We start from the raw sequence: 15,933 nt of genomic DNA on the forward strand, positions 1-15,933 counted from the left end.
CAGAGACATGTTGCTCAGGGTGAGTGGATCATTTTTTCGATAGCTGTGCTATCGCCATGGCCGGATTGGATGAACGGCATTTGGCAAACACATCTTGTTGTGGACGATAAGCTTGGGTTGTGACATCCAGCGCGCCCAACAATGTATCGAAGAGATAATCGTGAGAGATCCGGGCTTGTTGCGCCTCCGTTTTCAGACAAGTTTCATTGACGGATTTGGTTTGTTTAAATCCCTGTGACATCCATAGCAGCAGCGGTACATGCGTCTGATATTTCGGTGCGATGCTGTAAGGCAGGCCGTGCAGATAAACCCCGTCTTCACCTAACGATTCACCGTGATCAGACATATAAATCAAAGCAGTATTGTAGCGATCTTCCAGTGATTTCAATTGGTCAATGGTTTGACTGACAACGTAATCGGTATAGCGGATCGTATTATCATAGGTATTGATTAACTGTTCCTGAGTACAGTTTTCAATATCCGCTCTCGGGCAGTCTGGCTGGAACGCGGCAAATTCTTTCGGATAGCGCTGATAATATGTGGGGCCGTGGCTGCCGATCAGGTGCAGGACAATGATCCGATTCCCTTTCATTGAGGCGACTTTTTCCTGAAAATCTTCAAGCAGTTTGATGTCGAGACAACTGGTGCCATTACAGAGTGGGTGACTGCTGCTCCGGGACAGGTTTTCTTCCCGAAGGCGTGCTGGTACATGCTTGTCTGCGCCGTCATTTTCGCGCCAGAGAACATCGACACCCGCCCGGTTGAGAATATCCAGTACATTGTCCTGATGGAGTGCCACTCTCTCATTGTAGTCAGACTTGTTCAGCCGCGAGAACATACAAGGGACAGACACCGCAGTTGCGGTTCCGCATGACGAGACGTGTTGAAAAGCAATCACATCCGACTTGCTGGTATATGGATTGGTTTCTCTCGGATAACCATTGAGCTGATAGTTTTGACTTCTGGCGGTTTCCCCTAACACAAAAACAAATAGTGTCGGTTTACCATTACTGGCGGTTGGCGTGGGTTGATAGGCGTCCAGACCGATCTGTTTATAATCCATCGGAGCCGTCAGATAGTTTTCTCGGATAAAGCGGTCGAGACTGTGTACGTAATAGGTCGGAATGATCAGCTTACGCAAATAGCTGTTGTTTCTGCCGACGGAGGCGTAGTCCTGATAGTAGAACATGGCAATCATGATGATCCCCAATAGCGATACACTGATTGTCAGGAGCTTTTTACCGACTAAGCGCAGGACGCTGCGTTCTGGACGGATCGGAGATAACCATAGTGAAATGGTTGGAATGATCCCCAGAATCGTGACCCACAAGATCGAGTTCATACTCAGATATGAGGTTGCTTCACCCGTATTGGTTTCGACGATATTCCGGATCATATCGATGTCAAAGATAACACCGTAATTGTAACTCGCATAACAGACGATGCTTGAGGTGATGATCAGAATAGAAAAGAAGACTTTGGTGATTTTCGGCCAAGTAAACAGCGCAAAGATAATATTTAAGGCGCAGAAGAAAAATAGCGGAATCGAGATGATAAAACCGGTATCAACGGTCTCAAGTTTGCTGAAAATGGTCTTCAAATCTGCGTAAATCGGCAGATTGAGAAATGTGGCAAAGTAAGCTGAGAGGATCAGCGTCATGATGGTATATGAGAACGGGTAAAACGTTATGGTGCGATTGATTTTCATACTAAAATCCACGTCCAGATAAAGGCAGTCAGTAAAATGGTGATAAAGACAGCCGCAGAGCCGATGTCTTTGGCTCTGCCGCTTAATTCGTGAAACTCATCGCTGATCCGGTCAACCACAGCTTCAACGGCAGAGTTAAACAGTTCAGCGATTAAAATTAGGAACAACGATGCAATCATGATCATCTGGTCACCTGATGTGACGTTGAGCCAGAAAGTAAGCGTGATCAGGGGGATAGAGACCATCACCTCCTGACGAAAGGCGGCTTCATGGAGCCAGACCGAGCGGAGGCCTTTCATCGAATAAATGGTGGCGAAATAGACCCGCTTGAGCCCTTGGTGACTTGTTTTCATAACATCCTCATATGAATCAGGTCGTAAAAAATCTGACATGTGGTTGAAACATTGGGATCATCGTAATGAGCAAGCCTTAAGATTTACTTAAGAACGATAAAAGAGATGTCACCTTTTCAAGAGCAGAGGAAATATCATGCGTATTGGCATTGATTTAGGCGGTACAAAAACAGAAGTGATCGCATTAGCCGATGATGGCGAAACGTTATTTCGGCAACGGGTATCAACCCCACGGGGGTCATACTCGCGGACATTGCAAACGATTGTGGATTTGGTTCATACCGCAGAAGCGAAGACTGGGATGAGCGGTACGGTTGGTATGGGGATTCCGGGGACGATTTCCCCTTATACCGGCCGGGTGAAAAATGCGAACTCAGTGTGGTTAAACGATCAGCCATTGCAGGATGACCTTGGCAAGCGATTACAGCGAGAAGTCAGAATTGCGAATGATGCAAACTGTATGACGGTGTCTGAAGCCGTCGATGGGGCCGGAGCCGGTGAGCGGATTGTATTGGCGTTAATTTTGGGGACGGGGTGTGGTTCCGGGATCACCATCGATGGCAAACCGCATATCGGCGGCAATGGTATTGGGGGAGAATGGGGACACAATGCGCTTCCCTGGCCCGATGAAGCGGAGCGTCGTTTGGTGGCTGAGCGACCTTGTTATTGTGGTCGAAAGGGATGTATTGAACAGTATGTTTCCGGTACTGGGTTGTGTGATGACTATCAGAGCCGCAGTGGTGTGGCCTTGACCGGCAGCCAGATCGATGAGCTGGCTGCACAGGGAGACGCGCTCGCCCAACAGGTTCTATGTGATTATGAACGTCGGTTGGCAAAATCACTGGCGGCATACATCAACATTCTTGACCCGGATGTGGTGGTCTTTGCTGGTGGTGTGAGCAATATTCAGCGTCTCTATCACAATGTCCCGCAAATACTGCCTGAATTTATTTTTGGCGGAGAGTGTCAGACACCGATACGACAAGCCGTCCATGGCGATTCAAGTGGCGTCCGCGGGGCTGCATGGTTATGGCCTGTCGGTGATCAGTCGTGATCGTGTGGTCCCAAAGCGGTGGATAACCGAGAGTAATTTTGTATCGATGAATGGACTGCCTGGGCTAAATTTTCTAGCGGTACAGGCGCTGAGAAGTAGTACCCTTGCAGACTATCGCAACCTTTTTCTATCAGGTAACGGGCGTGTTTTTCTGTTTCTACACCTTCACAACAGCTGTGTAATCCGAGTTGTTGGGCAAGTGCCAGAATGGCATTGAGAACCGAAGCATCTTTATCACTGTTAAATGAGTTAACGACAAACTGACGGTCGATTTTTAAGGTATCGATATCAATGCGGTTCAGATAGCTCAGTGATGAATAGCCGGTTCCGAAATCGTCGAGCGCAATTGAACTACCTTGCGCCCTGATACGAGAGAAGAACTGGTTCGCTAAATCAAATTTTTCCAGATAACTGGATTCGGTAATCTCAAACTGAAGTCGGGTAATATCTTGATCATGGGTTGCTAAAGCCTGATGTAGGACTCTTTCCAACTGGGTTGTCACTAAATCTTTCGATGAAATATTGACAGAGACGACGACGGGATGGGTACAGATTGACTGAATTTCATCTAAATCCTGAATGGCCTGACAGAGCATCCAGCTCGTGATTTCGCTGATTTTGCCACCATTTTCTGCAATAGGAATAAACTCAGAAGGAGCAATCATACCCAGATCGGGGTTGTTCCAACGGATGAGCGCCTCAAATCCAATCACTGCACCTTGGCGAGACACTTTAGGCTGATAAACCAAAAAGAATTCATGATGATCAATGGCCGTTGATATGCGGTTGATGATCTGCAACATTCGCCGTTTCTGATGTAACATTTGAGGCTTGAACAGCCGATATGATCCTTTGCCAATGTTTTTACTGTGAGACATTGCAATATCAGCGTTAGAAATCAAGGTATCGATGTCAAAATCGGACGCTTTGGCCATGGCAATGCCAATACTGACACTGGTCTCGATTTCCCACTGGCCGATGGTCATCGGGGTTTTCAGCTGGTCGATAATTGTTTGGGCAACCTGCTCGGCGGTACTTGAGTCCGGCAGATCAGGCAATACCACCAGAAAGTCATCACCACCGAGTCGGGCAAGCGTGTCATTTGACCGTAGACTTCTCGCAATGAGCTGACTCAGATGACGTAACAAGTCATCACCGGCTGTGTGTCCCATCAAATCGTTAATATCTTTAAAACGGTCTACGTTGAGGAAAAAAATCGCCATATCGGTGTGGTGTTGTTGCGCGCTGAGTAGATACTGTTTCAGTGTTTCCATCACATAGCGCCGGTTGGGCAAATCGGTGAGATGATCGTAATTGGCGAGATGAAACATGGAGACTTGTTGTTGGCGCAACTTTTTATTTTGCTCCTGATTCAACTGATGTTCTTGATTGATCGTCTCCAGCATTGAATTGATATCTTGACTAAGATGCCACACCTCAGTGACGCCTTCAGCAGCATGTCGGAGCGTGTAATTCCTGGAGTGTTTGACTTGTCTGGTGAACGCGGAGAGACGGATCAAAGGTGTGACAATGCGCTGAAACATATACCAAGAAATGACCAGAGACATGACGAGAATCAGCAATACCAGAGGAACGGCCTTGATGAGGAGATCGCGTCGGCTATTGGCAATTGGCTGGTTGAAATCGTGAACGACTTCCAAATAGCCAACCGGAAAATTCGAGCCGCCAATGGCGTCCATACTGACCAGAAAATCATCAATGTGTGTCACTGGGAATGGTTTTTTCTGGGCAATGAGAGACTGATACTGTGGATTGTCAATGATATGAATTGGTTTGGCTGAGGTTTTAGAGTAGCGTTCTAGTAGATTCCAGTTTGCGTCATAAACATCGGCATAGAGAATGTGATCATATCTTTCGAAAGAGAGGAGTTTATTTTTCAGAATAAAATTTTCCGGCTCCTCGGAAAAACTGAAGAGCAGATCATCGGCAACATTGGCGGTTAAGGCCTGAAGGTTGTTTTTTACAGAATGAATGTAAATCGTTTCGTATTCTTTAAGAGAAACCATAAAAACCGAGAGTGCACAAAGTGCAATCGACAGTGTACTGATGAATAGAAATTTTCCGCGGATACCCAGTTTTCTATGAATCCCTATTAACATCAAGTTAATCCTGCCTTTGGTTGTATGCTAGCCAATTGTCATTTTTGATAAACCACAATCACATTATTGGGAAGTGCCACATGTGTCGGTACATAGCCGATCGCGTTATCCGTTTTGGCGACATAGTTCAGCAATTCCTTCACGGACGAAAGTTCGATTGGCGGGTGACTTCGTCCCGTAAATAGCAATTGTGCCCAGTAGGATTGAATCCGACTTTCGGTTAAACCTATCACATTGGTATTGAACAGTATTCGAACGGGGTTGCCAACTGTTAAAGTAACTGCTTGATATTTGCGGCTGAGTGTCCCACCCAAATATATTTGTCTGACTTCATGATGGGTTAATGCGGGTAGGTGTGACGCAGCATTGGCGATGACAAGAATGCTCGGCTGTGATTTGGCATAACCGAGTGGAGATGAAATCACTAAGTTCAGCATCAGCCAAAGACTAAATATGTGATAAAAGCGATGTCGTTGCGCTGTATTTCTCATCAGAACACCCACTCTAGGCTGATTTTGTAGAGATTGGCATTTCTGCTGAAGTCATTCTGAATCGAATCAAAAAAAGCGGTTTCGCCGGGTTTGCCATCTAACAAAGTGACTTCTGCTTTGAGTGCGATTTGGGGGTGGGCATCCCAGCGAGTGCCAAAAGTCCATGTGGTTAAATTATCCTGAGTTCTGGATTTCAGTGCACTGACGGCTTGATAGAGTTCACTGTCAGATATGGGGACTTCATTGGCATATGATTGATATTTGACACGGCTTTGCGCAAAGGTGGCATAAAATGTTAATGGGTGAATGCTGTAGCCGGCGGAAAGATAATAACTGTGAATATCTTTAATTAAATATCCTTGCCGAGGATTAATCATGCTCCACTCAGCACGTAAAAAGTAATCGATGGTTTCATAGGTTATCGCTACCTCTTCAAGGTCGATCCAGTGCTTCTGCTCCAAAGCCTCAGCGGTTTTTGTATAACCACCGTTTTCTAGTGCTGCATGCAACTGATTCAGCTCTGCTTTATTCAGGTTCACCTGCCCGTGGTGGTGAGAAATCCGGAGTGTCAGGTCATCGATATCAAGATGTGCAATCACGCCACCAAAGACTTTGACATCGTATTCAGTTGTTCCGAAATTGGTGTCGTGTGTACCGGAGTAACGCCCTAAATAAGTTTCGAGAGACGCGTCGACATTGTCGCTAGCATGGCCCCATGTCAAATCAACCCCGTGATATGTCGGGAACAGCCAACTTTTATAGATTTGCTGCGGTGCAGAAATCCAAGGATAGGCATAACCGACATCAAGGACATCACTTAATGCGAAAAAGGGGGTCTGTAATCGGCCAACTTTCAGCAGGAGATTATCGCCCGGTTGATAGGAAACGTACGCCCAATTAATGAGATCTTGGTCTGCGGAACGTTGTGTTCGTACGATACCTTGCACGGTTGCACTAAAGGCGGAGTTGAAGCGGTAGGAGGTTTGCAAACCGAGTAATGTTTCCGGTTTCAGAGAGATGCTATCTGAATATCCCATATATGTTGCCTGAGAGGTCGTCAAATAACCCGCTGTTATCCGACCAAACCCAGAAAGGGAAAGACGGTCATCAGGATTTGCATATCCTTCGTGAGGGAAAAAAATCAGAAATAAAGTAAAGAAGCAGGTTATTTGAGATACTTCTTGGTATTTTCTACGATATCTTATATTAAAAAAAGACAACATCATATTGAGTCTGCGACGGTGCTCACCATCCAAGTTGTTAATAAATTGTAACTTATTTGTTTCTAAGAAGTCTATTTAGATTTTGAATAGATTTGCTTGAATTTCACATAATATATCTAATTGCTCCGAAGATGAAAGGTTATGTCTCTGATAAGCAGTTTTTTCATTTATTATTGTTTTTATTGATGTGTTTGAGAGAAAAATATGAGTAATGAATATATTGGACCTGATGGTCAGAAGCGGTGCCAGTGGTGTAGCACGACCACTGATTTTCTTGATTACCATGATCATGAATGGGGGTTTCCGGTTGATGATGACCGAACCCTGTTTGAAAAAATATGTCTCGAGAGTTTTCAGTCTGGTTTGAGCTGGCGAACGATTTTGGCCAAACGAGAGAATTTTCGGCGCGCTTTTCTGAATTTTGATTTTAACCAAATGGCTCAGTTTACCGAGCAGGATGTCGAGCGTTTGTTACAGGATGCAAGTATCATCCGGCATCGTGGAAAAATTGAAGCAGTGATTAACAATGCTAAACGAGCGCAGGAACTGGTTGCTCAGGAAGGATCTCTGGCGGCTTTTTTCTGGCGCTATGAGCCGGATCCGGCCACATTACCGGAACCTCAGTCAGTCTCGACTTCACCAGAGTCAGTGGCTTTATCGAAGCAACTGAAAAAAATGGGGTGGAAGTTTGTCGGGCCAACGACAATATATGCATTTTTACAGGCAATGGGGCTGATCAATGATCATGAAAAAGGTTGTGTGATTCGGGAAAAAGTGGCACAGGTTCGGGCGGGTTTTCAACGACCATCGTCGCCATAGAAATTCTCATAAATGAGACAATTGTGATTTTCACTGTAAAGCTCATCCATTCATTTTGACAACAGAGATACCGACATCTATAAAAATAAGTAATCATTTTATAGTGATTAATATCATTCAAATTATAATAAAATTGATATTCATCTAAGTTCATTGTCGCAAATGATGCAGTCATGATTTGATCGAATGGAGAAAGCAGAATGGTTATCGAAGTTGGGTTGGTGATGTTATGCACAGGCGTCTTGTTCACGCTTTACTTCCGTATCAATCGCTAAGTGAAGCCTGACGCGTTTGATACAACGCTGAAACACAGTGTCAGGCTAGACTGTCGATTATGTCCGGTGATAAAAACATCAGTCGGTATAAAAAAGACCATGACTTGTCATCCATACGACGGGCATGGCCTTTTTATTTGGCTCGATATTGATTCGGTTCAATATTGGGTAAGTTCCCTGTATCCCACCGATATTACAGCATTAAGTGTTCATAGAGTTGCTGTAAGCGCAGATTTGTTTCTTTTCTGGCTTGTAGTGCTGCTTCGATCGTAATTGGCTCAAACTGAGCTTTGTAATTGGGTTGCATTTGGCCGATCAGGTCAAGGTCTGAACTGATGACTGTCCCGATGGTCGCATAACCACCGCCTGAGACGGCATCGCGAAGGAGCACAATGGGTTCCTTACCTGACGGCACTTGGATGGAACCAATCGGATAGCAGGCATCGACAATATTTGACGGATCAGAGCCGGCACCAAACGGTGGAACTCTTGGTTTGAATTCAAGTGAATGACTGCCTTTAAAGCGATAACCCGTCCGATCCGCCTCACTGCTGACCAGCCATTCGTCTTGATAAAAGCGGCGCAGGCTTGCGGGTGTCACGCGATGTGCATATAGCCCCTCAACGACCCGAATCGTTGTTTCCTTATGAATCGGACGCAAGAAGCGTTTAGGAATCGTGCGACCTTTGCTGACTTTCTCGGTGGGGGTACCGATCGTCAGCAGGTCATCTTTTTGTATGGTTCGCCCTTTCATTCCCCCCAAACGGCCCAACACATAGGTTGAACGGCTGCCTAAGGTTGGCTCTAGATTGAATCCTCCGGCAACGGCGAGATAAATGCGAGCGCCCTTCAAAGGATAGCCAAAATTAAGTTTTTGCCCTGCCTGCACTTTGAGGGTCATATTCATTGGCATGACTTCACCATCGAGCATCGGGGGCATCTCTGCGCCACACACGGCAATTAATGTTGGGCTGAGAAACGCCAGTTCGGGTCCCAAAAGTGTACATTCGAGAACAGCTTCAGTTGCCTGATTGCCAACCAATAAATTGGCCGCTTTCATCGAGAACTGATCCAGTGCGCCCGATGGAGGAATGCCCAGATGATAGCAGCCCTCGCGTCCACCATCTTGTATGGTCGTACTGAGGCCGGGTTTGATGACTTTAACTGACATAAAGCGCCTCCATGATACGACGTTTGTACTCTTCTGGATCGGCTCGGTATTCTTGTAAATCGAATTGGAATGGCTGGGTATGAAGTTGGTAAGTTCCAGACTCGACGGCTTGGGTGATTTGTTGGTATTCCAACGGATCAATCGGACGGAATTTCACAATGTCGCCAGGACGAAAAAACACAATCGAGTCCTGCATGTGGGGGATGGATTGCTGAGGGTCGTAAATCGGGACGGGGGTTATCCCAAACATTTGATAGCCACCAGCGCCTTTGACGGAATAGATACAGCCAAAACATCCACCGTGACCGACAGTCTGTTTGGGAGAATCTGTTCTGGGGGTCAGATATTTCGGGACTTCAAGTTGCTGTGCTTGCTCAACCATTTGAAACATAAAGGGGAGGCCGGCAACAAATCCAACCATCGAGACAAACCAGGGGGAGTGGCTATGTGCTCGAATGAAGTCTTCAATGTTGCCGTACCCGTTTAAGCTCGCAGCATATTCTAAATCAGTTTGTTCAGGCGATTGATGTCGATCCCGAAAACGCATCAGCGTTTCGTGTGTCCAAGGATCATTGTAATAAACCGGAATTTCAATAATCCGGGTATTGAGACGATGGTTGGTGATACGCGTACTTTCAAGTGATTTTACTTTGTCCAGCAATGTTTGTGGCGATATCTGATCGGGATTAAACCGAACTTGAAACGATGCGTTGGCAAGACAGACATCTAAAACTCCCGATAAATTCATCGCTTTCAAGCGATTGGTTATGTCTAACCCACGGAAAAATGCAGGCAGCGACATCGACTCGGCGATCTCTGCAAACAGGTGTTCATCGCCCCCGAAAGAGTATCGGATTGATTGTTCAGACATGTCCTCATTCTCCTTCCTCTTACTGGCCAGTGTTGATGCCAGACAGGCCGTTGCATCTACTATTTTGACTTGGCCGTATGGGGTTACTTTGGCGTTTCAATACTGGCTATCACTTGGCCGGGCTCAATAAAATCTTCGTTTTCAATATAAAACGCTGTCAGGATGCCATCGACATCGGCAGTGACTTCAGAAAATTGTTTCATCACTTCAATTAATCCAATCACCTCACCATTGTGTACTTCACAGCCTTCAGCGACAAATTCCGCGACATCAGGCGCCGGACGCCGATAAAAAATACCGGGTAACGGAGAGATGATTTGATGTGTACTGGTCATTCTTTACCTCAATCTTGGTGATATAGATTTTAACGATTGACACGGTTAGGTGCCTGAATCGAAATACCAGCTTGTTCCAGCGTTTGTCTGACGACTTGAACAAGTGCCAATGCGCCCGGGGCGTCACTATGAATACAGATTGAGTCGAATTGTACAGAAATCTCCTGATTATCAATGGTCGTTACTTTATTTTCGCGACACGCTTTAAGGACTCTCTTTGCAACCTGATCCGGGTCCAACATTCCGGTTTTCCGGGTAAAGACGATTGCTCCACTCTGATCGTATTCTCGATCTGCATAAAACTCACAAATGACAGGATGGCCTTTGTCTAATGCAAGTTGATGGAGCCGTGAGCCATACATCACATATAAGATAAGTTCTGGTGCAAAACGGTGGAGCTGATGAATAAATAAGTTAGCCGCTTCATCGTCATTTGCCAGATGCATGTATAACGCACCGTGGGGTTTGATATGTTGTAAGGTCATGTCGTGAACGGATGCAATCTCTCTCAACGCCCCTACCTGATAAATGATATCGTGGATAAGTTCGTGCACCGAAGTATGAATATGACGACGACCAAAACCGAGCAGATCTTGATACCCAGGATGCGCCCCGACCGAAACCCCATGTTTTCTGGCAAGCGCTACGGTTTTATACATTGTGGACGGATCGCCTGCATGAAACCCGGTTGCAATATTGGCAGAGCTGATAAGCGGTATAATCTGTGCGTCTGCGTTATCACCGACATACCAATGGCCAAATCCTTCCCCGATATCAGAGTTTACATCAACGGATAACATCGTTTTCTACCACCATTACGGATTGTTATATTTTTATGCAACACATCCAATATATCTTGTTCTGTCCTGTAAAAAAGATTTATTTTTAGATACTGTGGTATCTGAAAATCAGATATCTTGAGAGATAAACACATGTCAATGACCATTCGGCAATTGAAATATTTTGTTGCAGCCGCTGAACTCGGGCAGGTTTCTCAAGCCGCTATTCAGTTGAATATCTCACAGTCAGCGGTGACCACGGCAATCCGGGAATTGGAATCATTACTTGGGGTCACTCTGTTTGTGCGGAGCACTCAGGGAGTCACGTTGACGGAGCAGGGGCGTCACTTTTTGAATAATGCTTATCAGGTACTGAGAAGTGTTGATGAAGCGTTGAATATTCCACATACAGATGAAGAAGCCAGTGGCTCCGTTCGTTTAGCGGCCACCTATACGGCGCTGGGATATCTGTTGCCTTATCACTTACAGCGATTGCGACAGTGGTACCCCAATATCTCAATTGATTTGCACGAATTTGAGCGTATGGAGATTGAAGATAAATTATTAGATGGTTCAATTGACATAGCGATTGTATTGACGGATAACTTAATAGAGTCGGAGATTGTTGCTGAAAAATTATTCAGTTCTGAACGCCGACTCTGGCTACCCAGTCATCATACGTTGAGTCAGCAGAAAACATTGGTTTTGGAAGATATTCAACAAGAACCGTTTATCATGTTGACGGTGGATGAAGCGGATGTGAGCGCCATGCGTTACTGGCGTCGTAAATCGTTGCAACCCAATGTTATACTCCGCACCAGTTCCGTTGAATCAGTTCGCAGTATGGTCGCGAACGGATTGGGCGTCGCCATTCTTTCTGATCTTGTTTACAGGCCGTGGTCTTTAGAAGGACGGCGGATTGAAACACGTGCTCTGGATGATGTGATCGATCCGATGAGTGTCGGTTTAGCCTGGAAGCGCGGTAAGACTTTTACCCAAGCGATGCTGGCTATTCGGAGATATTTACAGCAAGTTTACCTGACCCCACAACAGCATATGATCAGAAATACGGCGCTGTAAAAGTCCTGATGATGTGATTAGGTGTGTAGGGACATCAAAAAATATGTGGTTGAATTGATGATATTAATTGCCGGTTGTCTGCGTTTTATCACGCAGACTGATCAATTAGCGTATATTCGCAAACGAGGTCGCTTGCGGGTCGGTACACCGGGAGACTACCATTTACTATCATATTTTGATGGTGAAGGATTTTCTGGCTATGACATTGATATTGCAGCTTATTTAGCCAAGAAGTTGGGCGTTGCTGTTGAGTATGTATTGACGGAAAGGCAGGCACTGGTCCCGGGGTTGCATGCCGGCCAGTTTGATATCGCGATGGGTGGGATTCCTCGTTCAGTTTCTGGTCAGTATGAGGTAGAGCAGACACAAGGTTATCTGACCTTTCATCATGTATTGATGACAACAGCGGACAACCAATCACACTTTCACTGTCTTGAGCAGATCAACCGCCTTGGGGTAAAAATTGGTGTGCATCTTGGCCAAGTCTATCAAACGTTGGCTGAACAGTATTTTCCGGCGGCAACCATTGTGCCATTTGAGAACTATTTAAATATGCCACTGGCCGTTGAGGCCGGGCAGATCGATGTGATGCTCACCGAAACGCCATTCGCGCAGTTTTGTCAGATGGCCGAATCATCATTGGTTGTCGTTCGAGACCTGACGCCGTCAGTGTCACATCAATTCAGTTATCTGCTGCCTCTTGGGCAGCAGCGGTTACTCAATATGGTTAACTCGCTTCTAGATGACATTCAACTCGAAGGCATTGGGCGACAGTTGATGGTCAAACATGCGTTGCACCAACCGACCGAGTGAGCTCCACCGGGGGAGTCATTCTGCTTAAAGTAAGATCGCCCCGGCTGTCCCCAGAAAAGCAAAAAAACCGACAACATCGGTGACGGTTGTCAGGATGACCGAACCTGCCAGTGCAGGGTCGAGCTTGAATTTATCCAACAATATCGGGATTAAAACCCCAAACAATCCAGCCGTTGCAATATTGACGACAATGGCGAAAGCGATTGTCATTCCCAATCCCGGCGATTGATACCACAGGCCAGTGATCGCACCGATAATCAAGGCCCAGAACAGGCCGTTCAATGCGCCAATCCCCAGTTCATTCTTCAGGAAAGTCCATCGGTTGCCTGACGTGATCTGGTTTAAAGCCATCGCCCGCACCATTAACGTGAGGGTTTGACTACCGGCAATCCCCCCCATTGAAGCGACAATGGGCATCAACACAGCCAGAGCAACGACTTGAGCGATCACATTTTCAAAGAGTCCAATCGTGATAGAAGCCAGAATTGCTGTCATCAGATTAATACCGAGCCATACTCCCCGTTTTTGTGCGCCTTTGAAAACGGGGGCAAATAAGTCATCTCCTTCGTGAATACCGGTCCCCGCCATCAGGCGGGTTTCGTAAATTTCTCGTTGGACACTGAGTGTAAACTGCCAGTCCACCGCACCAATCAAGATGCCGAAATCCCCCAGTACAGGGAGCGTTGGGTATTCGGAATGCTCAAGTGCACTGACCGCTTCTGAAAGCGGAGCGGTTGCTTTAAGTTGAGTGAGATTGGTTTTATTCAGTGAACTGAGCGGTGCTGACAGGTCTGCGGTCAGTAAATCAGCGGAACTGATTAGGCCCCGGAATTTTTTATCCTTATTGATCAAATAAATATAAGGTGTCGGACCATCTTGATATTTATCCAACAGTATTCGGGCACGACTGACCCGAATATTGAACGGCAAAGTAAACACTTTACGGTTTGCCCAGTGACCAAGCTGGTTATCATCATACTGGTTGGCTTGGTCATACAGCTCTAATTCATCCCGGCTGATTAATCGCAGTGCTTCACTGATGATGTCGTCAGGCAGGGAGTCTTCCCACTCCAGCAGCGATAGGTTATCTAGCTTTGTGAGGATTAATTTCAGCTCGGTCGGTGTCAGGCTTTGAATCACTGAAATCCGGGCTTCTGAGCGCATCTCCGTCAGAACGGGAATATGAAATTCAAGGGGTAAAGCACGCCAGAGCTTGACCCGTTGCTCTACTTTTAATGCTTCAAGTAAACGCGCGACAGTATCCATGTCCATGCCGTGATTCAGATATGAGGTCAGTTGTTTTGACTGTTCAATATCATCGGCTTGTGTCAGTGATTCAATAAATAAGGATAAGTCTTTTGGATCGCTCAATTTTTTCACTCCGAAAATGCATTCAGAACACCATATTGCATCAAAAAAGATCTGCATCGGAGCATCTTGCTATGGAACATCCATTGAGACAGAACGCTTCCTGAATATGTGGTCTTAAAGATACACTGAATCCTACGGTTACTTGGATGGTTATGATACTCAAGAATAAAAACGGCAGGAACAAAAATCAAAGGGAAGTGGCGAGATTCTGGGTGAATCTGTCTGAAACCATCAGACAGACCCCTAAGAGGGTCTGACGATGGTTTCAGCATCGGTTAGCAGGAGATTACTGTGCTGCAGCTTTCGCTTGTTTTATCCAAGAGTTAAATAATTTCTGGTGGGCTTTGATCCAACCATTGGCATGCGCTTCAATATCAGCGGAACTATTTTTCCCCTGACTCATCATCATGTTTTCTGCACTCACATCGTTGATGTTGAGCTTCATAAGTGAGAATAGCTTCGCGGCAGCCGGGTTATTTTGTGCAAACTTCTTATTCGCAACAATTCTCATTGTGTTCATCTCGAAACCATAATTTTTACCATTCGGGAGACTGGTATCAATGTTTTTCCGATCACCGGGCAGTGCTGAGAAAGGTACTTGAAGCCAGACTACATCTTTTCCCGGAACCAAGACGCCACTGACCCAATACGGTGTCCATGTGTAATATAAAATCGGCTGACCTTTGTGATAGCGAGCAATTGTATCAGCAATCAGCGCTGAGTATTTACCCTGATTGTGTGTCACCGTTTGACGTAAACCGTAGGCATCTAACTGATGCTCGATAACACTTTCACATCCCCATCCGGGGTTACATCCGGTGAGATCCGCTTTACCGTCATCGTTGGTATCGAAGAGCTTAGCCAGTTTTGGGTCTTTCAATTGTTCAATATTGGTAATTCCGTATTTCTGGGCGGTTTTTTTGTCAACGAGATAGCCCTGTACCGCCCCTGAAATATAGTTACCTGCAACATAGAATGCGTCGTCACCACCTGATTTTTTATATTTGCCGTCGTGAAGGGGGAACCAGCCAACAGCAAGGTAAGTTGCGTCGTCGTTGGCAATCGAGGTATAGGCGACGTTGTAATCGACTTCTTTGGTGGGTAAAACCGTATAGCCTAAAGCTTCCATCGCTTTGTTGACGATTAGCGTCTGAAAGGTTTCCTCTGCAACTGTGGATTGAACGGGCTGAACCGTAATCCCTTTTCCGGGTAAATCTTCAGCAAAAGCCAGTGAGGCTTGACACGCTGATAATACCAGACCGGTGGTTATCAACATTCTCCGTGTATATTTCATATTTGATTTCCTTATATGGATGAGCTTATCAATGCCCGAATTACCTCAATGCTTCGCATTTGGGTCTCTTCGGGTCTCAAGGAAAAGAACCGCTGGAATACACTTCATTGATGTGAAGGTTCGGTTCTATGGTCAGCCAATCAGAAACGCGCTTTATTGGCGTTCGTGACTGATTG

15 protein-coding genes are annotated in these 15,933 nt (G+C 45.9%); 4 read left to right on the plus strand and 11 right to left on the minus strand.

All coding sequences use genetic code 11. The annotated features are described in order from the left end of the window. Positions 1 to 28 precede the first annotated feature (28 nt). Together BSQ33_RS20445 and BSQ33_RS20450 are read right to left on the minus strand one after the other, a co-directional pair. The gene (locus BSQ33_RS20445) at positions 29 to 1,708 is read right to left on the minus strand and encodes a phosphoethanolamine transferase (protein ID WP_088135168.1); all 1,680 of its coding nucleotides are present in this window, start codon (positions 1,706 to 1,708) and stop codon (positions 29 to 31) included. Next, the gene (locus BSQ33_RS20450) at positions 1,705 to 2,061 is read right to left on the minus strand and encodes a diacylglycerol kinase (RefSeq protein WP_088135169.1); all 357 of its coding nucleotides are present in this window, start codon (positions 2,059 to 2,061) and stop codon (positions 1,705 to 1,707) included. Before BSQ33_RS20450 ends, BSQ33_RS20445 begins: the two co-directional genes overlap by 4 nt. 136 nt (positions 2,062 to 2,197) lie before the next feature. Between BSQ33_RS20450 and mak the strand changes: the two genes are divergently transcribed. Next, positions 2,198 to 3,115, plus strand: a complete 918-nt coding sequence (gene mak, locus BSQ33_RS20455) for a fructokinase (protein ID WP_088135170.1) — start codon at positions 2,198 to 2,200, stop codon at positions 3,113 to 3,115. Here mak and BSQ33_RS20460 read toward each other — a convergent pair. From BSQ33_RS20460 to BSQ33_RS20470, 3 genes are read right to left on the minus strand one after another with little or no spacing between them, the layout of a single operon-like run. Then, positions 3,106 to 5,235, minus strand: a complete 2,130-nt coding sequence (locus BSQ33_RS20460) for an EAL domain-containing protein (RefSeq protein ID WP_088135171.1) — start codon at positions 5,233 to 5,235, stop codon at positions 3,106 to 3,108. The genes mak and BSQ33_RS20460 overlap by 10 nt on opposite strands. A gap of 38 nt (positions 5,236 to 5,273) precedes the next feature. Continuing rightward, positions 5,274 to 5,726, minus strand: a complete 453-nt coding sequence (locus tag BSQ33_RS20465; RefSeq protein ID WP_157721465.1) for a hypothetical protein — start codon at positions 5,724 to 5,726, stop codon at positions 5,274 to 5,276. Continuing rightward, entirely contained in the window at positions 5,726 to 6,763 is a 1,038-nt protein-coding gene (locus BSQ33_RS20470) for a hypothetical protein (RefSeq protein ID WP_088135173.1), read from the minus strand. The genes BSQ33_RS20465 and BSQ33_RS20470 overlap by 1 nt, the downstream gene beginning before the upstream one ends. A gap of 390 nt (positions 6,764 to 7,153) precedes the next feature. Here BSQ33_RS20470 and BSQ33_RS20475 point away from each other — a divergent pair, with 390 nt between their 5' ends. Beyond that, positions 7,154 to 7,768 carry a DNA-3-methyladenine glycosylase I gene (locus BSQ33_RS20475; RefSeq protein WP_088135174.1) on the plus strand — a complete coding sequence of 205 codons (615 nt, stop codon included), beginning with the start codon at positions 7,154 to 7,156 and terminating at the stop codon, positions 7,766 to 7,768. Between the two features lie 468 nt (positions 7,769 to 8,236). On the opposite strand, the gene BSQ33_RS20480 is transcribed toward BSQ33_RS20475, so the two are convergent. From BSQ33_RS20480 to BSQ33_RS20495, 4 genes are all read right to left on the minus strand, one after another. After that, positions 8,237 to 9,214 (minus strand): biotin-dependent carboxyltransferase family protein, encoded by a 978-nt coding sequence (locus tag BSQ33_RS20480; RefSeq protein ID WP_088135175.1) that lies wholly within the window; start codon positions 9,212 to 9,214, stop codon positions 8,237 to 8,239. Continuing rightward, positions 9,204 to 10,085, minus strand: a complete 882-nt coding sequence (locus BSQ33_RS20485; protein ID WP_088135176.1) for a 5-oxoprolinase subunit B family protein — start codon at positions 10,083 to 10,085, stop codon at positions 9,204 to 9,206. The genes BSQ33_RS20480 and BSQ33_RS20485 overlap by 11 nt, the downstream gene beginning before the upstream one ends. An 83-nt stretch (positions 10,086 to 10,168) precedes the next feature. Further along, positions 10,169 to 10,420: an acetyl-CoA carboxylase gene (locus BSQ33_RS20490; RefSeq protein ID WP_088135177.1), complete on the minus strand. Its 252-nt coding sequence runs from the start codon at positions 10,418 to 10,420 to the stop codon at positions 10,169 to 10,171. Positions 10,421 to 10,449: 29 nt separating this feature from the next. Then, positions 10,450 to 11,220, minus strand: a complete 771-nt coding sequence (locus BSQ33_RS20495) for a 5-oxoprolinase subunit PxpA (protein ID WP_088135178.1) — start codon at positions 11,218 to 11,220, stop codon at positions 10,450 to 10,452. Positions 11,221 to 11,352: 132 nt separating this feature from the next. Between BSQ33_RS20495 and BSQ33_RS20500 the strand changes: the two genes are divergently transcribed. Continuing rightward, positions 11,353 to 12,279 carry a LysR family transcriptional regulator gene (locus BSQ33_RS20500; RefSeq protein ID WP_088135179.1) on the plus strand — a complete coding sequence of 309 codons (927 nt, stop codon included), beginning with the start codon at positions 11,353 to 11,355 and terminating at the stop codon, positions 12,277 to 12,279. A 57-nt stretch (positions 12,280 to 12,336) separates the two neighbouring features. Further along, positions 12,337 to 13,092 (plus strand): transporter substrate-binding domain-containing protein, encoded by a 756-nt coding sequence (locus tag BSQ33_RS20505; protein ID WP_157721466.1) that lies wholly within the window; start codon positions 12,337 to 12,339, stop codon positions 13,090 to 13,092. 24 nt (positions 13,093 to 13,116) lie between these two features. Here the strand turns inward: BSQ33_RS20505 and BSQ33_RS20510 are convergent, their stop codons facing one another. Together BSQ33_RS20510 and proX are read right to left on the minus strand one after the other, a co-directional pair. Continuing rightward, on the minus strand, positions 13,117 to 14,463 hold the full coding sequence (locus BSQ33_RS20510; protein ID WP_088135322.1) for a magnesium transporter: 1,347 nt from the start codon (positions 14,461 to 14,463) through the stop codon (positions 13,117 to 13,119). A 286-nt stretch (positions 14,464 to 14,749) separates the two neighbouring features. Continuing rightward, the gene (gene proX, locus BSQ33_RS20515) at positions 14,750 to 15,739 is read right to left on the minus strand and encodes a glycine betaine/L-proline ABC transporter substrate-binding protein ProX (protein ID WP_420070647.1); all 990 of its coding nucleotides are present in this window, start codon (positions 15,737 to 15,739) and stop codon (positions 14,750 to 14,752) included. Positions 15,740 to 15,933 lie beyond the last annotated feature (194 nt).

Source organism: Vibrio gazogenes, from assembly GCF_002196515.1.
Lineage (GTDB): Bacteria > Pseudomonadota > Gammaproteobacteria > Enterobacterales > Vibrionaceae > Vibrio > Vibrio gazogenes_A.